Genomic DNA, 19041 nt, shown 5'->3' with positions numbered 1-19041 from the left:
GGGCAATACGTCGACTCTATACTTCCCTTCATCAAACCAATGAGGAAGACGAAGATGCTGCACATCGATAAAATTTATATCAACGGTGAATTTGTCACCCCGCACGGCAGCGAAACCTTTGCGCTGTTCAACCCGGCGACGGAAGAGATGATTGGCCAGGCGCGGCTGGCGGACGAAGAGGATGCCCGGCGAGCGATTGCCGCCGCAAAAGCGGCCTTTCCTTGCTGGTCACGGACGACGAAACAGCAGCGTCTGGATGTCCTTGAGCGGATGTATCAGGCCGTCCGGGCGAGAGAGGCGGATTTACTCGAGGCGATTGTCACCGAATATGGCGCCCCGGCTTCGCGCTCGCAATGGATGGCGACATGGCCGGCGCAAACCATTAAGCAGGCGATGGAGACGCTGGCGAGCTTCGAATTTGTTGAACCGGCGGGGCGTGCGCAGGTGGTGATGACGTCGGTCGGCGTGGCGGGGTTGATTACGCCGTGGAACAGCGATGCCGGTTTTATCTGTAGCAAGCTGGCGACGGCGATGGCGGCAGGCTGTACGGCGGTGATTAAACCCAGCGAGATGAGCGCCTGGCAGACGCAGATCGTCACCGAAGCGCTGCACGCGGCGCAGATCCCCGCCGGGGTTGTTAACATCGTGACCGGACGGGGCGAAGTGGTGGGGGATATTATTAACCATCACCCCGATATTGCTAAAATTTCTTTCACCGGTTCTACCGCGGTAGGGAAACATATTATCGAAAGCGGGGCGCAAACCCTGAAACGCGTCACGCTGGAGCTCGGTGGCAAATCGCCAACTCTGATTCTTGATGATGCCGATGTGCAGCAGGCGGTGCCCCTGGCGCTGGCGGCCGGGTTTATGAATAGCGGACAGGCCTGCATCGCCGGGACGCGAATTCTGGTGCCCGCCGGGCGTCTGGCGGAGTTTGAACAGGCCATCGTGCAGGGAATGGCGGAGTATATCTCCGGCGACCCGCGCGACGCGCGAACGACGATTGGTCCGATGGTCAGTCGGAAGCAGTGGCAACGGGTGCAGGATTATATTCGCCTGGGGCAGCAGGAGGGGGCAAGATTGCTCATCGGCGGTGAAGGGCGACCGCAGGGCATGGAAAAAGGCTGGTGTGTGAAACCGACCGTATTCAGCGATGTCCACAACCAGATGCGCATTGCGCGAGAAGAGATCTTTGGCCCGGTGCTGGTACTGATTCCCTATCAGGATCAGGCGCAAGCCATCGCAATTGCCAATGATACGACCTATGGCCTGAGCGCCCTGGTATTAAGCGGCGATCGGCAGCGTGGTCAGGAGGTTGCGCTGGCGATAGAGTCCGGGCGCGTACTGGTCAATACCCTTGAACATGAACCGCAGGCGCCGTTCGGTGGCTTCAAGCAATCCGGTCTGGGGCGTGAAATGGGCAAATGGGGGATGCAGGCTTATCTGGAGCCGAAAACGATGATCATCGGCTAGCCGTCAGGGGATGCAAAATCCTCATGGTGCGGTAAGTGACATCCCTTAAAAGACAGGATATGTTGACTTATCGCCCCATAATTTATTGAGGATGCCATGAGCCAGCCCGCCATTACCCTGTGGTCCGATTCGAGCTTTTTCTCGCCGTACGTAATGTCTGTTTACGTTGCCCTGCAGGAAAAAAGCCTGCCATTTGCTCTCAAAACCATCGATCTCGATAGCGGTGAAAATCAGCAGCCTGGCTGGAAAGGTTACACCGTGACCCGCCGCGTGCCGTTGTTAGAGGTGGAGGCGTTCGCGCTTAGCGAATCGTCCGCGATTAGCGAGTATCTGGATGAACGTTTCGCCCCGCCGGAGTGGGAGCGGCTCTATCCCCACGATCTGCAAAAGCGGGCCCGGGCGCGGCAGGTGCAAGCCTGGCTACGCAGCGATCTGCTGCCCATCCGCGAGGAGCGCTCTACCGACGTGGTGTTCGGTGGGCAAAAGAAACCGGAGCTTAGCGCCGCGGGCCGCAAAAGCGCGGAAAAATTATTCGAAACTGCTGCTGAACTGCTGGCCCACGGCGGCAATAATCTGTTCGGTGAGTGGTCGATTGCCGATACCGATCTCGCCCTGATGATCAACCGGCTGGTGCTTAACGGCGATGCGGTTCCGGAGCCGCTGGCGGACTATGCGACATTCCAGTGGCAGCGGGCGTCGGTTCAACGTTTTGTCGCACTGTCAGCTAAACGCGCGGGCTGATTCGCGGCAGCGGTTCCGCTATCATAGGCGCATCGAAATGCGTGGAGACGGAAGAAATGAAGCTGATGTTTGCATCGGATATTCATGGTTCCCTGCCCGCTACTGAACGCGTTCTGGAACGGTTCGCGCAAAGTGGGGCGCAGTGGCTGATTATTCTCGGTGATGTGCTCAATCATGGGCCGCGTAACGCGTTACCCGAAGGCTATGCGCCGGCGGATGTCGCTGTGAAGCTCAACGGCGTCGCGCAACGCGTGATCGCCGTTCGCGGCAACTGCGACAGCGAAGTCGATCAGATGCTGCTGGATTTCCCTGTCACTGCGCCCTGGCAGCAGGTGCTGAGCGAACGCACTCGCCTGTTTCTGACCCACGGGCATCTGTACAGCCCCGAAAATATGCCTCCTCTCGCCGCTGGCGATGTCCTGGTTTATGGTCATACTCATATTCCGGTAGCCGAGAAGCGCGGCACTATTTTTCTCTTCAATCCCGGCTCGGTCAGTATTCCCAAAGGGGGATTTTCCGCCAGCTATGGCCTCATGGAAGGGGACCGACTACAGGTTTTAGCACTTGATGATCATCAGGTTATTGCAGAGGTTGCAATTAACCCGTAATTTACCCCCCAACCGTAAAGACGCGCCGCGAGAGCGCTTTCAAAAGTAAGGTTTCCTGATGGCGGAACAGAACGATTTGGCAAGCACAGAATGGGTAGACATTGTTAATGAAAACAATGAGGTGATAGCGCAGTCCAGCCGCGAGCAAATGCGCGCGCAGTGCCTGCGTCATCGGGCAACCTATATTGTTGTTCACGATGGGATGGGCAAAATCCTGGTGCAACGTCGTACCGAGACCAAAGATTTCCAGCCGGGCATGCTGGACGCTACCGCCGGTGGCGTGGTGCAGGCCGATGAGCAGCTGCTGGATTCGGCTCGCCGGGAAGCGGAAGAAGAGCTGGGGATTGCCGGCGTGCCGTTCGCCGATCATGGCCAGTTCTATTACGAAGATAAGCATTGTCGCGTCTGGGGGAGCCTGTTTAGCTGCGTGTCGCACGGCCCCTTTGCCTTGCAGGAAGAGGAAGTAAGCGAAGTGTGCTGGCTGACGCCGGAAGAGATTACCGCTCGCTGCGATGAATTCACCCCGGATTCGTTGAAAGCGCTGGCGCTGTGGATGACCCGCAACGCCAATAATGACCAGGTAAAAGCGGAAAAACCGGAAAAACCAGAAGCAGCCGAATAGCCTTTAGCAGCTATCCCGCAGACATAAACTGGAGACGATCGCCTTCCGGTCGCTCCAGTCCCCATCGTTAAGCCGTTCCAGCAGCGCCCGCCCGGCCTCAATGCCAATCTTATGGTGCGGTACCGTCATGGTTGTTAACGGCGGCTGGCACACCCGGCTCACATCGCTGTTGCCAAACCCGACAACGGCCAGATCGTCAGGCACTTTGATGCGTCGCCGCTGGCATTCATACAGCACCCCGCAGGCTAGCTCATCTGAAACGCAGACCAGGGCATCCAGTTCCGGCCACGCCAGTAAAAATTCCGGCAACTGGGAGGCACCGGTGGAGAAATTTGGTGGCAGGGCGGCGTTAATCACCCTGTTGGGCGACAGATGATGGCGCAGCAGCGCCTTATACCACCCCTGCAGGTGCTGCTGAAAAATCCACTGCTCCTGGTTAGCGCACAGCAGGCCGATATTCTGATAGCCGCGCTTAATGACCATTTCCGTCAGTTCATACATGGCGGCAACATTATCGATACCGATATTCATATCAATCGGGTCGGCGCGCATCGCCCCCATTTCCATGACCGGAATAGAGGCGTTTTTTAACCAGTGGCGCACGGTATCGCTGTGCTCGACGCTCAGCAGAATCGCCGCGGCAATATTGGAAGCTAACAGGGTTTCCAGCAGCTTTTCTTCCTGTTCCAGGCGGTGCTGTGATTCCGCAAGCATGATCTGGTATCCCGCGGGCTGTAATACCTGCTGCAGACCGGCAAACATGGCCGAACATCCCGCCTCGGCAAGATTAGGTACCACCATCGCGATGGTCCACGATGAAGCGGACGCCAGTGCGCTGGCGGCAAGATTGGGCATATATCCCAGTTCCTGCACCGCGGCTTCGATTTTTTCGCGCAGTTTATCGGAAACCTGTTCAGGGGTGCGCAATGCGCGTGAAACGGTCATGGTTCCCACGCCGGCAAGCTGGGCAACGTCGGCGAGAGTCACTTTACCGGTACTACGCCGTTTTCGGGTTAGAGACATACGAATTCCTGCAGAGCAGATGCTTTTACCATCATCCTTTATTTCACCTTTCACGGAGTATACGCCTTAAATCCTTTTTTTTGCTGTGTTTTCCTCGGTAAAACGCGAATTGATAGCGCTATCACAATTTTGAATGTTAGCCGATGGTAGCGCTATCTTTGTGACCGTAATCGCAGTTAACTGTTGTCAGCTTGAATAGAGTTTGCTCATCGCGGGCTTACTGATGGGGGACAACATGCTGGAAAAATGGATCTCTGATGCAACTATTACGCAGCAGAAAAGCGTAGCGGACTGGCGGCAGGCCCTGGAACTTTGCGCCAGACCGCTGCTGGCTACGGGGGTTATCGGCCCTGAATATATCACCGCCATTGTCGACCAGCATCAAAAGCTGGGGCCGTATTATGTTCTGGCGCCCGGTCTGGCGATGCCGCATGCCCGTCCGGAGGAGGGGGCCAAAGGGTTAGGGCTGTCTCTGCTCAAGCTGGAAGAGGGCGTCGCATTTGGCGCTGAAGAGTTTGACCCGGTGGATGTTATCGTGATGCTCGCCGCTCCCGATAAGCATAGTCATATTGAGATGATTTCCGCCCTCGCAGAATTATTTTCCAGCGAGGAGGAAATGGGAAAATTACATCAGGCGACAACCCTGGAGGATATTAAAAAAATAATCGCACGTTTCTGATTTAATTTTATAACCTGATTTCACCGCACATTACGCGCGAGCGTAATGCGGACGTCCTCTACTTAAAAAAGGTGATAATGATGAAAATCATGGCAATTTGTGGCTCCGGCCTCGGCAGCAGTTTTATGGTCGAAATGAATATTAAGAAAGTGTTGAAAAAACTCGCTATCGAGGCCGAAGTTGAACATTCCGATTTGTCATCGGCGACCCCCGGTGCCGCGGATCTGTTCGTGATGGCGAAAGATATCGCCGCCAGCGCCAGCGTACCGGAAAGCCAGCTGGTGGTGATTAAAAACATCATCGATATTAATGAACTCGAAGCGCAGCTGCGCGCATGGTTCGATAAACAATAACCTTATTTTAAGCGAGGCGGATATGTTTATCCTTGAGACGCTGAATTTTGTTGTTGATATTCTCAAAGTCCCGTCGGTACTGGTGGGATTAATTGCCCTGATTGGTCTCGTGGCGCAGAAAAAATCTTTTTCAGACGTCGTGAAAGGGACGGTTAAAACCATTCTCGGGTTTATTGTGTTAGGCGGCGGGGCAACGGTGCTGGTGGGGTCGTTAAATCCGTTGGGCGGCATGTTTGAACATGCATTTAATATCCAGGGGATTATTCCAAATAATGAAGCCATCGTCTCCATTGCGCTGGAGAAATATGGCGCATCGACGGCGCTAATCATGGCTTTTGGCATGGTAGCCAATATTATTGTCGCCCGTTTTACGCGCCTGAAATATATCTTCCTGACCGGGCATCACACCTTCTATATGGCCTGCATGATCGGCGTGATCCTCACCGTGGCCGGCTTTGATGGCATCGGCCTGGTGTTCACCGGCTCGCTGATTTTAGGCCTGGTGATGGCCTTCTTCCCGGCGCTGGCGCAGCGCTATATGAAGCGGATTACCGGTACCGACGATATTGCGTTTGGCCACTTCGGCACCCTGGGATATGTCCTCGCCGGCTGGATTGGCAGCCTGTGCGGCAAAGGCTCGCGTTCTACCGAAGAGATGAACCTGCCGAAGAATTTAAGCTTCCTGCGCGACAGCTCAATCTCTATCTCCCTGACCATGATGATTATCTATCTGATAATGGCGGTGAGCGCCGGGCGAGAGTATGTCGAAAGCACCTTCAGCGGCGGTCAGAACTACCTGGTGTACGCCATTATTATGGCCATCACCTTTGCAGCCGGCGTGTTCATCATTCTGCAGGGCGTGCGTCTTATTCTGGCGGAGATCGTTCCGGCGTTTACCGGCTTCTCGGAAAAACTGGTGCCGAATGCCCGTCCGGCGCTGGATTGCCCGGTCGTCTATCCCTATGCGCCTAACGCGGTACTGATTGGCTTCCTGTTCAGCTTCCTTGGGGGACTGGTGGGGTTGTTCCTGCTCGGACAAATGAAGCTGGTGTTGATCCTCCCCGGCGTGGTGCCGCACTTCTTTACCGGCGCGACCTCTGGGGTGTTTGGCAATGCTACCGGCGGGCGCCGCGGGGCGATGATTGGCGCGTTCGCCAATGGCCTGCTGATTACTTTCCTGCCGGTGCTGCTGTTGCCGGTATTAGGCGCTATCGGTTTTGCCAACACCACCTTCTCCGATGCTGACTTTGGCGCTATCGGCATCGTGCTGGGCAATCTCGCGCGCTATTTATCGCCATTTGCCATTACCGGGCTCGTCGTGGCGCTGTTCGCGCTGCTGGTGGCGTACAACGTACTGGCTAAAAACAAATCTGCGCGTGGTAACACGCAGGAAAACACCGGAGCGAAACCATGAATGTGAATGAAGTGACTCAGCTGGCACGCGATATCCGCGTTGCCACGCTTAAAACGTTGACGCAGCTCGGCTTCGGCCACTACGGCGGCAGCATGTCTGTGGTGGAGACGCTCGCCGTACTGTATGGCGCGGTGATGAACATTGACCCGGCGGATCCCGACTGGCCGGAACGTGATTACTTTGTGCTGTCGAAAGGCCACGCCGGCCCGGCGCTGTACAGCACTTTAGCTATCAAGGGCTACTTTCCGATCGAGGAGCTCAGCACCTTGAATCATAACGGCACCCGCTTGCCCAGCCATCCCGATCGGCTGAAGACCCGCGGCGTGGATGCCACCACCGGTTCGCTGGGACAGGGGATCTCCATTGCCGGCGGAATGGCGTTATCGCATAAGCTGGCGGGGCGCGCTAACCGGGTGTTCTGCATCGTCGGCGATGGCGAACTCAATGAAGGCCAGTGCTGGGAGGCGTTCCAGTTTATTGCCCATCATCGTTTAACTAACCTGACGATATTTGTCGACTGGAATAAACAGCAGCTTGACGGCGAACTGGACGAGATTATCTGTGCCTTTGATCTGGAGGGTAAGTTCCGCGCCTTTGGTTTTGATGTGGTCACGGTAAAAGGGGACGACATACCGCGGCTGCTTGAAACGGTCTCTCCGCGACCGGCGGCAGATGCCCGTCCGCGAGTGGTGATCCTCGACAGTATTAAAGGGCAGGGCGTGCCGTATCTGGAGCAGCTCAGCAACTCCCACCACCTGCGCCTGACCGATGAAATGACAGAAGCGCTCAACGAGACGATTCGCCAACTGGAGGCCGAGCATGATTAAGGTTGCACCCGCAGGACAAAAAGATGCCGTAGAAATGCGTAAGATCTACGCCGGTTTCGTCTCACAGCAGGTGGAAAAGGGGACGTCGATTATTGCCCTTGAAGCGGACCTGATGAGTTCTATGGCGATGGACAGCGTTGCGCGGAAATACCCGCAGCATGTCATCAACTGCGGCATCATGGAGGCCAATGTGATTGGCACTGCCGCGGGCCTGTCGCTGACCGGACGCAAGCCGTTTGTGCATACCTTTACCGCCTTCGCCAGCCGTCGTTGTTTCGATCAGCTGTTTATGTCCCTGGATTATCAGCGCAATAACGTCAAGGTCATCGCCTCGGATGCCGGGGTGACCGCTTGCCATAACGGCGGTACCCATATGTCGTTTGAAGATATGGGCATTGTCCGCGGATTAGCGCATTCGGTGGTGCTGGAAGTCACCGATGCGACGATGTTTGAGGATATTCTGCGTCAGCTGATCGATCTCGAGGGGTTCTACTGGGTACGAACCATCCGTAAGCAGGCGCCGAGCGTCTATGCGCCGGGTTCGACCTTCACCATCGGCAAGGGAAATGTGCTGCGCGAAGGCGATGATATTACGCTGATTGCGAACGGTATCATGGTGTCCGAGGCGCTGGAGGCGGCACGTCAGCTTGAGCAGGAGGGGGTCAGCGCGGCGGTTATCGATATGTTTACCCTGAAGCCCATTGACCGCATGCTGGTAAAAAATTACTCCGAGAAAACCGGACGCATCGTGACCTGTGAAAACCACAGTATCCACAACGGACTGGGATCGGCGGTGGCGGAAGTGCTGGTAGAGACCTGCCCGGTACCGATGCGCCGGGTTGGCGTGAAGGAGCGCTATGGCCAGGTGGGGACTCAGGACTACCTGCAGAAGGAGTACGGCCTGACGGCGCACGACATTGTGTCTGCGGCCCGCGAGCTGCTGTAATAAAAAAGGCGACCAGATGGTCGCCTTTTTACTTTCCGTCGGCGTTAGACGCCAGGCGGATAATCCAGCAGATTACTGCTGCTGGGAAGACTGAATCGCGGTCAGAGCGATGGTGTAGACGATATCGTCTACCAGCGCGCCACGAGATAGGTCGTTGACCGGCTTACGCATACCCTGCAGCATTGGCCCGATGGAGATCAGGTCGGCAGAACGCTGTACGGCTTTGTAAGTGGTGTTACCGGTGTTCAGATCCGGGAAGATGAACACGGTCGCACGGCCGGCAACCGGCGAGTTCGGCGCTTTGGACTTCGCCACGTCAGCCATCACCGCAGCATCGTACTGCAGCGGGCCGTCGATCATCAGGTCAGGACGTTTTTCCTGGGCCAGACGGGTCGCTTCACGCACTTTTTCCACATCGCTACCGGCACCGGAAGTCCCGGTGGAGTAGGAGAGCATCGCCACGCGCGGCTCAATGCCGAACGCAATCGCGGAGTCCGCGGACTGAATCGCGATTTCGGCCAGCTGTTCTGCGGTCGGATCCGGGTTGATCGCGCAGTCGCCGTAAACGTAAACCTGTTCAGGCAGCAGCATGAAGAACACGGAAGAGACGAGGGAGCTGCCCGGCGCCGTTTTGATCAGCTGCAGCGGCGGACGGATGGTGTTGGCGGTGGTGTGTACCGCGCCGGACACCAGGCCGTCGACTTCGTCTTGTTCCAGCATCAGGGTGCCGAGAACCACGTTGTCTTCCAGCTGCTCGCGGGCAACCGCTTCGGTCATGCCTTTGCTCTTACGCAGTTCGACCAGGCGAGCCACGTAGCTTTCGCGAACCACTTCCGGATCGACGATTTCGATGCCTGCGCCCAGTTCTACGCCCTGAGCGGCGGCAACGCGGTTGATCTCATCCGGGTTACCCAGCAGCACGCAGGTCGCGATACCGCGCTCTGCACAGATAGCGGCGGCTTTAACGGTACGCGGCTCATCGCCTTCCGGCAGAACCACACGTTTGCCCGCTTTGCGCGCCAGCTCGGTCAGCTGGTAACGGAAGGCCGGAGGAGACAGGCGACGGCTACGCTCGGAGGTGGCGGTCAGAGACTCGATCCAGTCGGCGTTGATATAGCTGGCCACGTATTCCTGAACTTTCTCGATACGCTCGTGATCGTCAACCGGAACTTCGAGGTTGAAGCTCTGCAGGCTCAGGGAGGTTTGCCAGGTGTTGGTGTTCACCATAAAGACCGGCAGGCCGGTCGCGAATGCACGTTCGCACAGCTTGCTGACGCGCGCGTCCATTTCGTAAGCACCGGTCAGCAGCAGCGCGCCGATTTCAACGCCGTTCATGGCGGCGAGGCAGGCGGCGACCAGTACGTCAGGACGGTCTGCGGAAGTCACCAGCAGAGAACCCGCGCGGAAATGTTCCAGCATGTGCGGGATGCTGCGTGCGCAGAAGGTGACAGACTTCACGCGGCGGGTGTTGATGTCGCCTTCGTTGACGATGGTGGCATTCAGGTGGCGGGCCATATCGATCGCCCGCGTTGCGATCAGATCGAAGCTCCACGGCACCGCGCCCAGAACCGGCAGAGCGCTGCCAGTCTGCAGCTGAGCCGGATCGATCTTCACGACTTTCGCTTTGGAAGAGTCATCGAAGATTTCCGACAGATCGGGACGGGTACGACCCTGTTCGTCAACCGGTGCGTTCAGCTTGTTGACGATAACACCGGTAATGTTGGTGTTTTTCGCGCCGCCGAAGCTATTGCGGGTCAGCTCGATACGTTCGTTCAGCTGTTCCTGGGTGTCGGTACCCTGAGACATCACGAAGACGATTTCCGCGTTCAGCGTTTTGGCGATTTCGAAGTTCAGAGACTGAGCAAACTGGTGTTTACGGGTCGGGACCAGACCTTCTACCAGCACCACTTCTGCATCCTGAGTCGCGGCGTGGTAGTTGGCGATGATCTCTTCCATCAGCACGTCTTTCTGGTTGCCGGACAGCAGCGACTCGACGTGGCTCATCTTCAGCGGCTCAGCGGCCGGAAGGCTTGAATTAGCGCGAACGATGGTGGTCGTCTGATCTGGTGCATCGCCGCCAGCGCGCGGTTGGGCGATAGGTTTAAAGACGCTCAGACGAACGCCTTTGCGTTCCATTGCGCGGATAACACCGAGGCTGACGCTGGTCAGGCCAACGCTGGTTCCGGTCGGGATCAGCATGATTATACGGGACACGATATATCCTCTTTCGTTACCGCCGGTATCAGGCGGGATACAAAACTGCACCACCAGCTTCCCGTTATATTTCAAGCAGCATGTGCGTTGGCTTTCCCGGTTTACCCCAGTCACGTACTACTTGTACGCTCCTGGGGATTTTCGGCATCGCCGCCTTCCTGCAACTCGAGTGGTTCAGGGCTATCGCTGGCGGTGTGGAATCAGGCAGTCAGACGATTGGCGTCTTGCGCGATAACCAGCTCTTCGTTGGTCGGGATAACCAGAGCCGGGCGGGTGCCTTCTTTGTTGATGAAGCCAGACTTGCCGAAACGGGCAGCCAGGTTACGCTCGTGATCAACTTCGAAGCCCAGAACGCCCAGTTTGCCCAGAGACAGTTCACGAACCATCGCTGCGTTTTCACCGATACCACCGGTGAAGATAACGGCATCCAGACGACCGTCCATCAGCGCGGTGTAGGAACCGATGTACTTGGCCAGACGATGGCAGTAAACGTCCATTGCACGTTTAGCATCGGCTTTATCGGTGTAGTTGTCTTCAACATAACGGCAGTCGCTGGTGACTTCGGTCAGACCCAGCAGGCCAGACTCTTTGGTCAGCATTTTGTTGATAGCATCAACGCTCATGCCCAGGGAGTCATGCAGGTGGAAGATGATAGCCGGGTCGATGTCGCCAGAGCGGGTACCCATGACCAGACCTTCCAGCGGGGTCAGACCCATAGAGGTGTCAACGCATTTACCGTTGCGGATAGCGGAAACAGAACCACCGTTGCCCAGATGGCAGGTGATGATGTTCAGCTCTTCAACCGGCTTGTTCAGGACCTTAGCCGCTTCCTGAGTTACGTAGAAGTGGCTGGTGCCGTGTGCGCCATAGCGACGTACGCCATGCTCTTTGTACAGGCTGTACGGCAGGGCATACAGATAGGATTCTTCCGGCATTGTCTGATGGAACGCGGTGTCGAACACGGCAACGTTCTTCTCTTTCAGATGCGGGAATGATTTCAGCGCTTCAGCAATACCGATCAGGTGAGCCGGGTTGTGCAGCGGAGCGAAAGAGGCGGAATCTTTGATGCCCTGGATAACAGAATCATCAATGACCACGGAACTGGTGTATTTTTCACCACCGTGAACAATACGGTGGCCGATTGCGGTCAGCTGAGCAGACAGTTCTGGTTTTTGTGCCAGAATAGTGTTAACGATAAAGTTAAGCGCTTCACTGTGAGCGGCGCCAGCGCCTAAATCTGCTTCGTGTTTGCTGCCGTCCATTTTCCACTTAATACGTGCTTCAGGAAGATGGAAACATTCGGCCAAACCAGACAGATATTCGTCACCGTTTACGGCATCAAGGATAGCAAATTTCAGTGAGGAGCTACCGCAGTTCAGAACCAGTACTAACTTACTCGACATGGAAGTACCTTTTATGATACGTGGCTAAAAAAACGTCAGTGTGTCACAAAGCGTAGCGCAGGATGACAACGACATTTATGATTAACATCATGCCTTGTTCTGTTTTCGGGCACGATGGGAGAAGTACATTTGATTTTATGCCATTTTGGATAATTTTCAGCCAATGGCAGAATGTGCGATAATTTGACTAACCTGGTCAAAGGGTCTATCGCCCTTTCAGGCGGGCACAGGATACCTGATTGCCGCAGCCATTGCCAAAATGTTTTGAACGTTGTCATGCACAGTTGGTGTTTTGCACGAATTTTTTAAGTTTTATATGTAAAGTTGAGGTAAAGCCATGTCGACCCCCGATAATCGTCCCGTCAGCTTCTTTAGCTTGTTCCGCCGCGGGCAGCACTACGCAAAGACCTGGCCTTTGGACAAACGCCTCGCCCCGGTATTTATTGAAAACCGCATTATTCGCGCCACCCGTTACGCTATCCGCATCATGCCGCCGATCGCGGTCTTTACGCTGTGCTGGCAAATCGCGCTGGGTGGGCAGCTTGGTCCGGCGGTGGCGACTGCGCTATTTGCCTTGAGTTTGCCGATGCAGGGATTATGGTGGCTGGGAAAGCGTTCGGTGACGCCGCTGCCGCCATCGGTACTGAACTGGTTTTATGAAGTGCGTGGCAAATTGCAGGAGGCAGGACAGGCGCTGGCGCCTGTCGACGGTAAGCCGGATTATCAGGCATTAGCTGACACGCTTAAGCGCGCCTTCAAACAACTGGATAAAACTTTCCTTGATGATTTGTAATTCACTAAGGAAAACGCATATAAAAGAAGGCGCATGATTAATGCGCCTTCTTTTTTCACGCCGTAAAGTGCTACAGGAGTCAAAAAATGGAAATGACCAATGCGCAGCGTCTGATTTTATCTAATCAGTACAAGATGATGACGATGCTCGACCCGGACAACGCTGAACGTTACCGCCGTCTACAGACCATCATTGAGCGTGGATACGGATTGCAAATGCGCGAACTGGATCGCGAGTTTGGCCAGCTAACGGAAGAAACCTGCCGTACCATCATTGATATTATGGAAATGTATCATGCGCTGCATGTCTCCTGGACGAACCTGAAGGACGCAAGTGAAATCGACGAACGCCGGGTCACTTTCCTCGGATTTGATGTCGCAACCGAAGCGCGCTTCCTCGGCTACGTTCGCTTTATCGTCAACGTTGAGGGGCGCTACAGCCACTTTGACGCCGGCACCCATGGCTTTAACTCACAGACACCGATGTGGGATAAATATCAGCGGATGCTCAACGCCTGGCACGCTTGCCCGCGTCAGTACCATTTAAGCAGCAACGAAATTAATCAAATTATTAATGCCTGATGGAGGTTTCCGTGCAGTGTAAAGGTTTCCTGTTTGATCTTGACGGGACGTTAGTCGATTCATTACCCGTAGTGGAGCGCTCGTGGTGCAAATGGGCGGATCGTTTCGACATCCCGCACGATGAGGTGCTGAACTTCATTCATGGCAAGCAGGCGATAACCTCTTTACGCCATTTTTTAGCGGGGCGCAGTGAAGAGGAAATTCAGGCGGAGTTCACCTGTCTTGAAGCGGTGGAAGCGGCGGATACCGATGGTATCACGGCGCTGCCGGGGGCGGTGGCGCTGCTGACCACTCTGGATGAGGCGGGGATCCCGTGGGCCATCGTCACCTCTGGTTCGGTGCCCGTTGCTCACGCCCGCCATCGCGCCGCGGGGCTGCCTGAGGCCAAAGTCTTCGTCACCGCGGAGCGCGTGAAGCATGGTAAACCGGCGCCGGATGCCTACCTTCTTGGAGCGGAACTGCTGGGACTGGCGCCGCAGGAGTGCGTCGTGGTGGAGGATGCGCCTGCCGGGCTACTTTCCGGTCTGGCCGCCGGGTGTCATACCATCGCCGTGAATATGCCGGCGGATGCGCCCCGTCTCAATGAAGCTGATTTTGTGCTGACCAGCCTTGAAAGCCTGGCGGTTGAGAAGCTGGCGGACGGTAGGGTGAATGTCGCTCTTAAAGCGTGATCTCATGATGTAGCCCCGCATGGCCGGGGCTTTTTTATGCAAAAATTCCGGCTCCATCTTCAGACAAGGATAAGTTGTGAACGGTGAACTGATTTGGGTGTTGTCTCTTCTTGCCGTCGCGGTCGTGCTCTTTGCCAGCGGGAAAGTGCGCATGGACGCGATTGCGCTGCTGGTGATAGTCGCCTTTGTCCTCAGCGATACGCTGACGCTCAGCGAAGCGTTCTCGGGTTTTAGCGATCCGAACGTGATCCTGATTGCGGCGCTGTTTATTATCGGCGATGGTCTGGTCCGTACCGGGGTGGCTACCAATGTCGGCAGCTGGCTGGTGAGCGTGGCCGGCAACAGCGAAACAAAAATGCTGGTCTTTCTGATGCTGACCGTCGCCGGACTGGGCGCCTTTATGAGCTCGACCGGCGTGGTCGCTATCTTTATTCCGGTTGTGCTCAGCGTCTCCATGCGGATGAATACGTCGCCATCGCGCCTGATGATGCCGCTTAGCTTTGCCGGGCTCATCAGCGGGATGATGACGCTGGTCGCTACGCCGCCGAACCTGGTGGTGAACAGTGAACTGTTACGTGAAGGGCTACATGGATTCAGCTTCTTTAGCGTCACGCCGATTGGCCTGGTGGTGCTGCTGCTGGGCGTCGTCTATATGCTGGCGGTGCGCTTTATGCTCAGAGGCGGGGAGAGCGACCATGCGCGGGACGGGCGCAAAAGGAGCACCTTTCGCGATTTAATCAAAGAGTACCACTTGACCGGCCGGGCCCGCCGTCTGGCCATTCGTCCGGGTTCTCCCATGATCGGCCAGCGGCTTGATGACCTCAAGCTGCGTGAACGTTACTGCGCCAACGTGATCGGCGTAGAGCGCTGGCGCCGTTTTCGCCGGGTTATCGTCAACGTGAACGGTGTGTCCGAGTTTCGCGCCCGCGACGTGCTGCTGATCGACATGTCGGCGTCAGACGTTGATTTACGCCAGTTCTGCGGCGAGCAAATGCTCGAACCAATGGTGCTGCGCGGCGAATATTTCGCTGACCAGGCGCTGGATGTCGGCATGGCGGAGGTATCTTTGATTCCCGACTCAGAGCTGATCGGCAAAACGGTGCGCGAAATCGGTTTTCGTACCCGCTTTGGCCTCAATATCGTTGGCCTGAAGCGCGATGGTAAAGCCCTTGATGGGTCAGTGGTCGATGAGTCGCTTCAACTGGGCGATATTATGCTGGTGGTGGGGGACTGGCGGCACATCGGCCAACTGGCGAAACGCGGTCGCGATTTTGTGGTCCTCAACATGCCGGTTGAAGTAAATGACGCTTCTCCCGCGCACAGCCAGGCGCCGCACGCCATCTTTTGCCTGGTACTGATGGTCGCCCTGATGCTCACCGACGAGATCCCCAACCCGATAGCGGCGATTATCGCCTGCCTGCTGATGGGTAAGTTCCGCTGTATTAATGCTGAGAGTGCTTATAAAGCGATTCACTGGCCAAGCATTATATTAATCGTCGGGATGATGCCCTTTGCACTGGCGTTGCAAAAAACCGGCGGCGTCGATTTGGTGGTGGAAGGATTGATGGATGTCGCCGGCAGCAAAGGCCCTTACGTGATGCTGGGCTGTTTGTTCGTGATGTGCGCCACTATCGGTCTGTTTATTTCCAACACCGCCACGGCGGTACTGATGGCGCCGATAGCCCTGGCGGCGGCGAAATCAATGGACGTCTCGCCTTATCCTTTTGCCATGGTGGTGGCGATGGCGGCTTCGGCGGCCTTTATGACGCCGGTCTCTTCACCGGTAAATACGCTGGTGCTGGGACCGGGAAAATATACCTTCAGCGATTTTGTGAAGATTGGCGTGCCGTTCACCGTGTTGGTGATGGTGGTTTGCGTGCTGCTCGTGCCGATACTGTTTCCGTTTTAACCGCCACGGCGCAGCCCCGGTCTGATACGCATCGCGCAGGCCGGGGCACAGTACATTTACAGCGGGGAATCCTGGCTGATTTCATCCAGCGACAGCTGGAAGCTCGGGACGAAGACCTGCATAAAGTAGTCCATCTCCTCGCTGCGCCGGGATTCCAGCGTTTTCTCAAGCCGGCCCTTGGCCAGCAGAAACTCGTTGTTGCCGGCAGACAGCTCTTCCAGGCATTTCAGGTAGGCGCAGAGCGCGTCGGCCTGCTTGACGATAGATTGCTCATCTTCGCTATAGCGATGCTCGTCGATCAGCGGTTCAAAGATATCGCGCAGTTCGTCAGGAACCATGTCGATAAGCTTCTGCTGGGCAATCTTCTCGATGGCTTTATATTCTTGCGCAATCTGCGAGTTGAAATATTTGACTGGAGTCGGCAGATCGCCGGTTAACACTTCCGATGCATCGTGGTACATCGCCAACAGGGCGATTCGTTCGGCGTTAACCTTGCCACCAAACATCCGGTTTTTGATCGCCGCCAGCGCGTGGGCAACCATCGCCACCTGCAGACTGTGTTCGGAGACGTTTTCGGTGCGTACATTACGCATCAGCGGCCAGCGGTTAATTAACTTCAGGCGAGAGAGGTGGGCAAAGAAATGACTCTGACTCATAGCAACCCTTAATCAGTGACAACATCGGGTCCTATTGTGCGCAGGGATTGCCGCCGGATGCAAATACCGGCGGCCGGGCAATGTTTATCCGAGCTGGTGATAGCCGGAGAGGAAGCGACCAAAGCGAGAAATCGCCATTTCCAGATCGTCCTCACGCGGGAGGGTGACAATACGCACATGATCCGGCCACGGCCAGTTAAAGGCGCTTCCCTGAACCAGCAGGACTTTCTCCTGCAGCAGGAAGTCGAGCACCATTTTCTGGTCATCGTGAATATTAAAGCGCTTCGCGTCGATCTTCGGGAACATGTACAGCGCGCCTTTCGGCTTCACGCAGGAAACGCCGGGGATCTCGTTGATCAACTCCCAGGCGCGGTTGCGCTGTTCGTACAGTCTGCCGCCGGGAACGATAAACTCGCTGATGCTTTGATAGCCGCCTAATGCGGTTTGAATCGCGTGCTGCGCCGGTACGTTAGCGCACAGTCGCATAGAGGCCAGCATCTCCAGACCTTCGATATAACCTTTTGCGTGTTTCTTCGGTCCGTTCAGTACCATCCAGCCCTGGCGAAAACCGGCAACGCGGTAGGTTTTGGACAGGCCGTTAAAGGTCACCGTCAGCAGGTCGGGAGCCAGTGCGGCGATCGAATGGTGTTGGGCTTCGTCGTAGAGGATCTTGTCGTAGATCTCATCGGCGAAGATGATCAGGTTGTGCTGACGGGCAATCTCAACGATCTCCATCAGCAGCTCTTTCGAGTACACCGCCCCGGTTGGGTTGTTCGGGTTAATAATCACGATGCCGCGGGTGCGCGGGGTGATTTTGGCGCGGATGTCGTCGAGGTCCGGGAACCAGTCGGCAGATTCATCGCACAGATAGTGCACCGCTTTGCCGCTGGAGAGCGAGACGGCGGCTGTCCACAGCGGATAATCCGGTGCCGGAACCAGCATTTCATCGCCGCTGTTCAGCAGCGCCTGCATGGCCTGAACAATCAGTTCTGAGACGCCGTTACCGATATAAATATCTTCGACCGTCACATCGCGCATACCGCGCGCCTGATAGTGTTGCATGATAGCCTTACGCGCCGAGTAAAGGCCTTTAGAGTCACAATAACCCTGGGCAGTAGGCAGATTGCGAATAACATCAACAAGGATCTCGTCGGGGGCGTCAAAGCCAAACGGCGCCGGGTTGCCGATGTTCAGTTTCAGGACTTTATTGCCTTCTTCTTCAAGGCGTTTTGCCTCTTTCAGAACCGGGCCACGGATGTCGTAACAGACGTTATCTAACTTGCTGGATTTTTCGATAGGGGACATGAATCTTTGACCTTTTAGCTGTTATCGCCACTCCCTGCCGTGGAAGTCAGCACGGAACAATGTACTCTTCATCCCCGAGGTTTTGAAGGGTTAGCAGGAGAAGATTTTGCTTATGTGATTTTTTTGGTTTAATTGATTTGTCTGTTGATTGCCTGTGTCTTTTATAGAATATGCCTTTAAGTGGTATTTTAATGGTCAATAATTGTGTTGTATTCGCTGTTTTGTGAACATTTATATGGTTTGATGTCCTGAGCGTAGTGCCGGAGGTTATTTTTTGCGCATGGCACGCAGGTGGGTATGAAAAGGCGTATAACGGGTAGAACGTGGTGGCTGTAACGGTAATGTTAAATATGCTTAATAAGAATATTTAATTAATTAAAAAGCTTTTATTTTTTCGCAATCTGGAATTTTCTTTTTGTTAATTAAATTAAAGTCATGAAAAAAAATTTAAAATTGGCTTTAATAATAATGATTAGACCTTATAAAGAATTCCGTTTTCGGTTAGGATACCGGCGTTAATATCGATTAAGAACCTGTTTTTTGGCAGGTTAAGTTATTAATATATTGTTATTGCAGGCTTTTTTTTGTTTGATTTTTTCGCTTTTTACAATGGATGTGCCGGGATGCTGATGGCAACATCACTTGCCGTAGACGCCTTTTTTTGAAGGCCGTCACAGAAATCAAAACGGTGTAATAGAAAGCGTAGAACTACGAACAATATATGACTCAGACGTTTCGCGCACTTGTCGCGGGCGAGTACTTTCACATGCAATAACGTTCATCCAGCTGCACATTCCGTTTGTGAATGGCACAAGGCTCAAGG

General features: G+C 55.2%; 18 protein-coding genes. 13 read left to right on the top strand and 5 right to left on the bottom strand.

Annotation, left to right across the window (positions count from 1 at the left end; translation table 11 throughout):
* Positions 1–54: 54 nt before the first annotated feature.
* From MC50_RS00880 to yfcD, 4 genes are all read left to right on the top strand, one after another.
* Positions 55–1473 carry an aldehyde dehydrogenase family protein gene (locus MC50_RS00880; RefSeq protein ID WP_047663339.1) on the top strand — a complete coding sequence of 473 codons (1419 nt, stop codon included), beginning with the start codon at positions 55–57 and terminating at the stop codon, positions 1471–1473.
* 96 nt (positions 1474–1569) lie between these two features.
* Positions 1570–2214 (top strand): glutathione transferase, encoded by a 645-nt coding sequence (yfcF, locus tag MC50_RS00875; protein WP_004865158.1) that lies wholly within the window; start codon positions 1570–1572, stop codon positions 2212–2214.
* A 56-nt stretch (positions 2215–2270) separates the two neighbouring features.
* Positions 2271–2822: a phosphodiesterase gene (gene yfcE, locus MC50_RS00870; RefSeq protein WP_004865155.1), complete on the top strand. Its 552-nt coding sequence runs from the start codon at positions 2271–2273 to the stop codon at positions 2820–2822.
* A 58-nt stretch (positions 2823–2880) separates the two neighbouring features.
* Complete coding sequence (yfcD, locus tag MC50_RS00865) at positions 2881–3444, top strand: NUDIX hydrolase YfcD (protein ID WP_046852011.1); 564 nt, start codon at positions 2881–2883, stop codon at positions 3442–3444.
* A gap of 3 nt (positions 3445–3447) precedes the next feature.
* On the opposite strand, the gene MC50_RS00860 is transcribed toward yfcD, so the two are convergent.
* The gene (locus MC50_RS00860) at positions 3448–4467 is read right to left on the bottom strand and encodes a LacI family DNA-binding transcriptional regulator (protein WP_004865150.1); all 1020 of its coding nucleotides are present in this window, start codon (positions 4465–4467) and stop codon (positions 3448–3450) included.
* A gap of 235 nt (positions 4468–4702) precedes the next feature.
* Here MC50_RS00860 and MC50_RS00855 point away from each other — a divergent pair, with 235 nt between their 5' ends.
* The 5 genes from MC50_RS00855 (at position 4703) to MC50_RS00835 (ending at position 8686) form a co-directional block, all read left to right on the top strand.
* The gene (locus MC50_RS00855; protein WP_004865146.1) at positions 4703–5146 is read left to right on the top strand and encodes a PTS sugar transporter subunit IIA; all 444 of its coding nucleotides are present in this window, start codon (positions 4703–4705) and stop codon (positions 5144–5146) included.
* An 80-nt stretch (positions 5147–5226) separates the two neighbouring features.
* On the top strand, positions 5227–5499 hold the full coding sequence (locus tag MC50_RS00850) for a PTS sugar transporter subunit IIB (RefSeq protein ID WP_004865143.1): 273 nt from the start codon (positions 5227–5229) through the stop codon (positions 5497–5499).
* Between the two features lie 22 nt (positions 5500–5521).
* Positions 5522–6913 (top strand): PTS ascorbate transporter subunit IIC, encoded by a 1392-nt coding sequence (locus tag MC50_RS00845; RefSeq protein ID WP_032686648.1) that lies wholly within the window; start codon positions 5522–5524, stop codon positions 6911–6913.
* Entirely contained in the window at positions 6910–7740 is an 831-nt protein-coding gene (locus MC50_RS00840; RefSeq protein WP_004865137.1) for a transketolase, read from the top strand. The genes MC50_RS00845 and MC50_RS00840 overlap by 4 nt, the downstream gene beginning before the upstream one ends.
* Positions 7733–8686 (top strand): transketolase family protein, encoded by a 954-nt coding sequence (locus tag MC50_RS00835; RefSeq protein ID WP_047663338.1) that lies wholly within the window; start codon positions 7733–7735, stop codon positions 8684–8686. The genes MC50_RS00840 and MC50_RS00835 overlap by 8 nt, the downstream gene beginning before the upstream one ends.
* Before the next feature lie 72 nt (positions 8687–8758).
* Here MC50_RS00835 and pta read toward each other — a convergent pair whose 3' ends face one another.
* Together pta and ackA are read right to left on the bottom strand one after the other, a co-directional pair.
* Positions 8759–10900 carry a phosphate acetyltransferase gene (gene pta, locus MC50_RS00830; protein WP_032686765.1) on the bottom strand — a complete coding sequence of 714 codons (2142 nt, stop codon included), beginning with the start codon at positions 10898–10900 and terminating at the stop codon, positions 8759–8761.
* A gap of 200 nt (positions 10901–11100) precedes the next feature.
* Positions 11101–12303 (bottom strand): acetate kinase, encoded by a 1203-nt coding sequence (gene ackA, locus MC50_RS00825; protein ID WP_004865128.1) that lies wholly within the window; start codon positions 12301–12303, stop codon positions 11101–11103.
* Positions 12304–12640: 337 nt separating this feature from the next.
* Between ackA and yfbV the strand changes: the two genes are divergently transcribed.
* The 4 genes from yfbV (at position 12641) to MC50_RS00805 (ending at position 16257) form a co-directional block, all read left to right on the top strand.
* Positions 12641–13096 (top strand): terminus macrodomain insulation protein YfbV, encoded by a 456-nt coding sequence (gene yfbV / locus MC50_RS00820; RefSeq protein ID WP_004865125.1) that lies wholly within the window; start codon positions 12641–12643, stop codon positions 13094–13096.
* Between the two features lie 86 nt (positions 13097–13182).
* Positions 13183–13677, top strand: coding sequence for a YfbU family protein (locus tag MC50_RS00815; protein WP_004865120.1), 495 nt, complete (start codon positions 13183–13185; stop codon positions 13675–13677).
* Between the two features lie 11 nt (positions 13678–13688).
* Entirely contained in the window at positions 13689–14348 is a 660-nt protein-coding gene (locus MC50_RS00810; protein ID WP_032695611.1) for a sugar phosphatase, read from the top strand.
* Between the two features lie 76 nt (positions 14349–14424).
* A complete protein-coding gene (locus MC50_RS00805) occupies positions 14425–16257 on the top strand; it encodes an SLC13 family permease (RefSeq protein ID WP_004865111.1) in 1833 nt (610 codons plus the stop codon).
* 56 nt (positions 16258–16313) lie between these two features.
* On the opposite strand, the gene yfbR is transcribed toward MC50_RS00805, so the two are convergent.
* Both yfbR and alaA read right to left on the bottom strand, forming a co-directional pair.
* Entirely contained in the window at positions 16314–16913 is a 600-nt protein-coding gene (gene yfbR / locus MC50_RS00800) for a 5'-deoxynucleotidase (protein WP_004865109.1), read from the bottom strand.
* An 84-nt stretch (positions 16914–16997) separates the two neighbouring features.
* Positions 16998–18218, bottom strand: a complete 1221-nt coding sequence (gene alaA / locus MC50_RS00795) for an alanine transaminase AlaA (protein ID WP_004865108.1) — start codon at positions 18216–18218, stop codon at positions 16998–17000.
* Between the last annotated feature and the right edge of the window lie 823 nt (positions 18219–19041).

The sequence above is a fragment of the Klebsiella planticola genome (assembly GCF_000783935.2).
Taxonomy (GTDB): Bacteria; Pseudomonadota; Gammaproteobacteria; order Enterobacterales; family Enterobacteriaceae; genus Klebsiella; species Klebsiella planticola.
Note: the sequence above shows the minus strand (reverse complement) of the source record. Positions and strands in the feature narration are given on the sequence as shown.

Excerpts from the sequence above, each read along its gene's own strand:
- MC50_RS00880 (WP_047663339.1), top strand. The coding sequence starts at position 55 with ATGCTGCACATCGATAAAATTTATATCAACGGTGAATTTGTCACCCCG.
- yfcF (WP_004865158.1), top strand. The coding sequence starts at position 1,570 with ATGAGCCAGCCCGCCATTACCCTGTGGTCCGATTCGAGCTTTTTCTCG.
- yfcE (WP_004865155.1), top strand. The coding sequence starts at position 2,271 with ATGAAGCTGATGTTTGCATCGGATATTCATGGTTCCCTGCCCGCTACT.
- yfcD (WP_046852011.1), top strand. The coding sequence starts at position 2,881 with ATGGCGGAACAGAACGATTTGGCAAGCACAGAATGGGTAGACATTGTT.
- MC50_RS00860 (WP_004865150.1), bottom strand. The coding sequence starts at position 4,467 with ATGTCTCTAACCCGAAAACGGCGTAGTACCGGTAAAGTGACTCTCGCC.
- MC50_RS00855 (WP_004865146.1), top strand. The coding sequence starts at position 4,703 with ATGCTGGAAAAATGGATCTCTGATGCAACTATTACGCAGCAGAAAAGC.
- MC50_RS00850 (WP_004865143.1), top strand. The coding sequence starts at position 5,227 with ATGAAAATCATGGCAATTTGTGGCTCCGGCCTCGGCAGCAGTTTTATG.
- MC50_RS00845 (WP_032686648.1), top strand. The coding sequence starts at position 5,522 with ATGTTTATCCTTGAGACGCTGAATTTTGTTGTTGATATTCTCAAAGTC.
- MC50_RS00840 (WP_004865137.1), top strand. The coding sequence starts at position 6,910 with ATGAATGTGAATGAAGTGACTCAGCTGGCACGCGATATCCGCGTTGCC.
- MC50_RS00835 (WP_047663338.1), top strand. The coding sequence starts at position 7,733 with ATGATTAAGGTTGCACCCGCAGGACAAAAAGATGCCGTAGAAATGCGT.
- ackA (WP_004865128.1), bottom strand. The coding sequence starts at position 12,303 with ATGTCGAGTAAGTTAGTACTGGTTCTGAACTGCGGTAGCTCCTCACTG.
- yfbV (WP_004865125.1), top strand. The coding sequence starts at position 12,641 with ATGTCGACCCCCGATAATCGTCCCGTCAGCTTCTTTAGCTTGTTCCGC.
- MC50_RS00815 (WP_004865120.1), top strand. The coding sequence starts at position 13,183 with ATGGAAATGACCAATGCGCAGCGTCTGATTTTATCTAATCAGTACAAG.
- yfbR (WP_004865109.1), bottom strand. The coding sequence starts at position 16,913 with ATGAGTCAGAGTCATTTCTTTGCCCACCTCTCTCGCCTGAAGTTAATT.
- alaA (WP_004865108.1), bottom strand. The coding sequence starts at position 18,218 with ATGTCCCCTATCGAAAAATCCAGCAAGTTAGATAACGTCTGTTACGAC.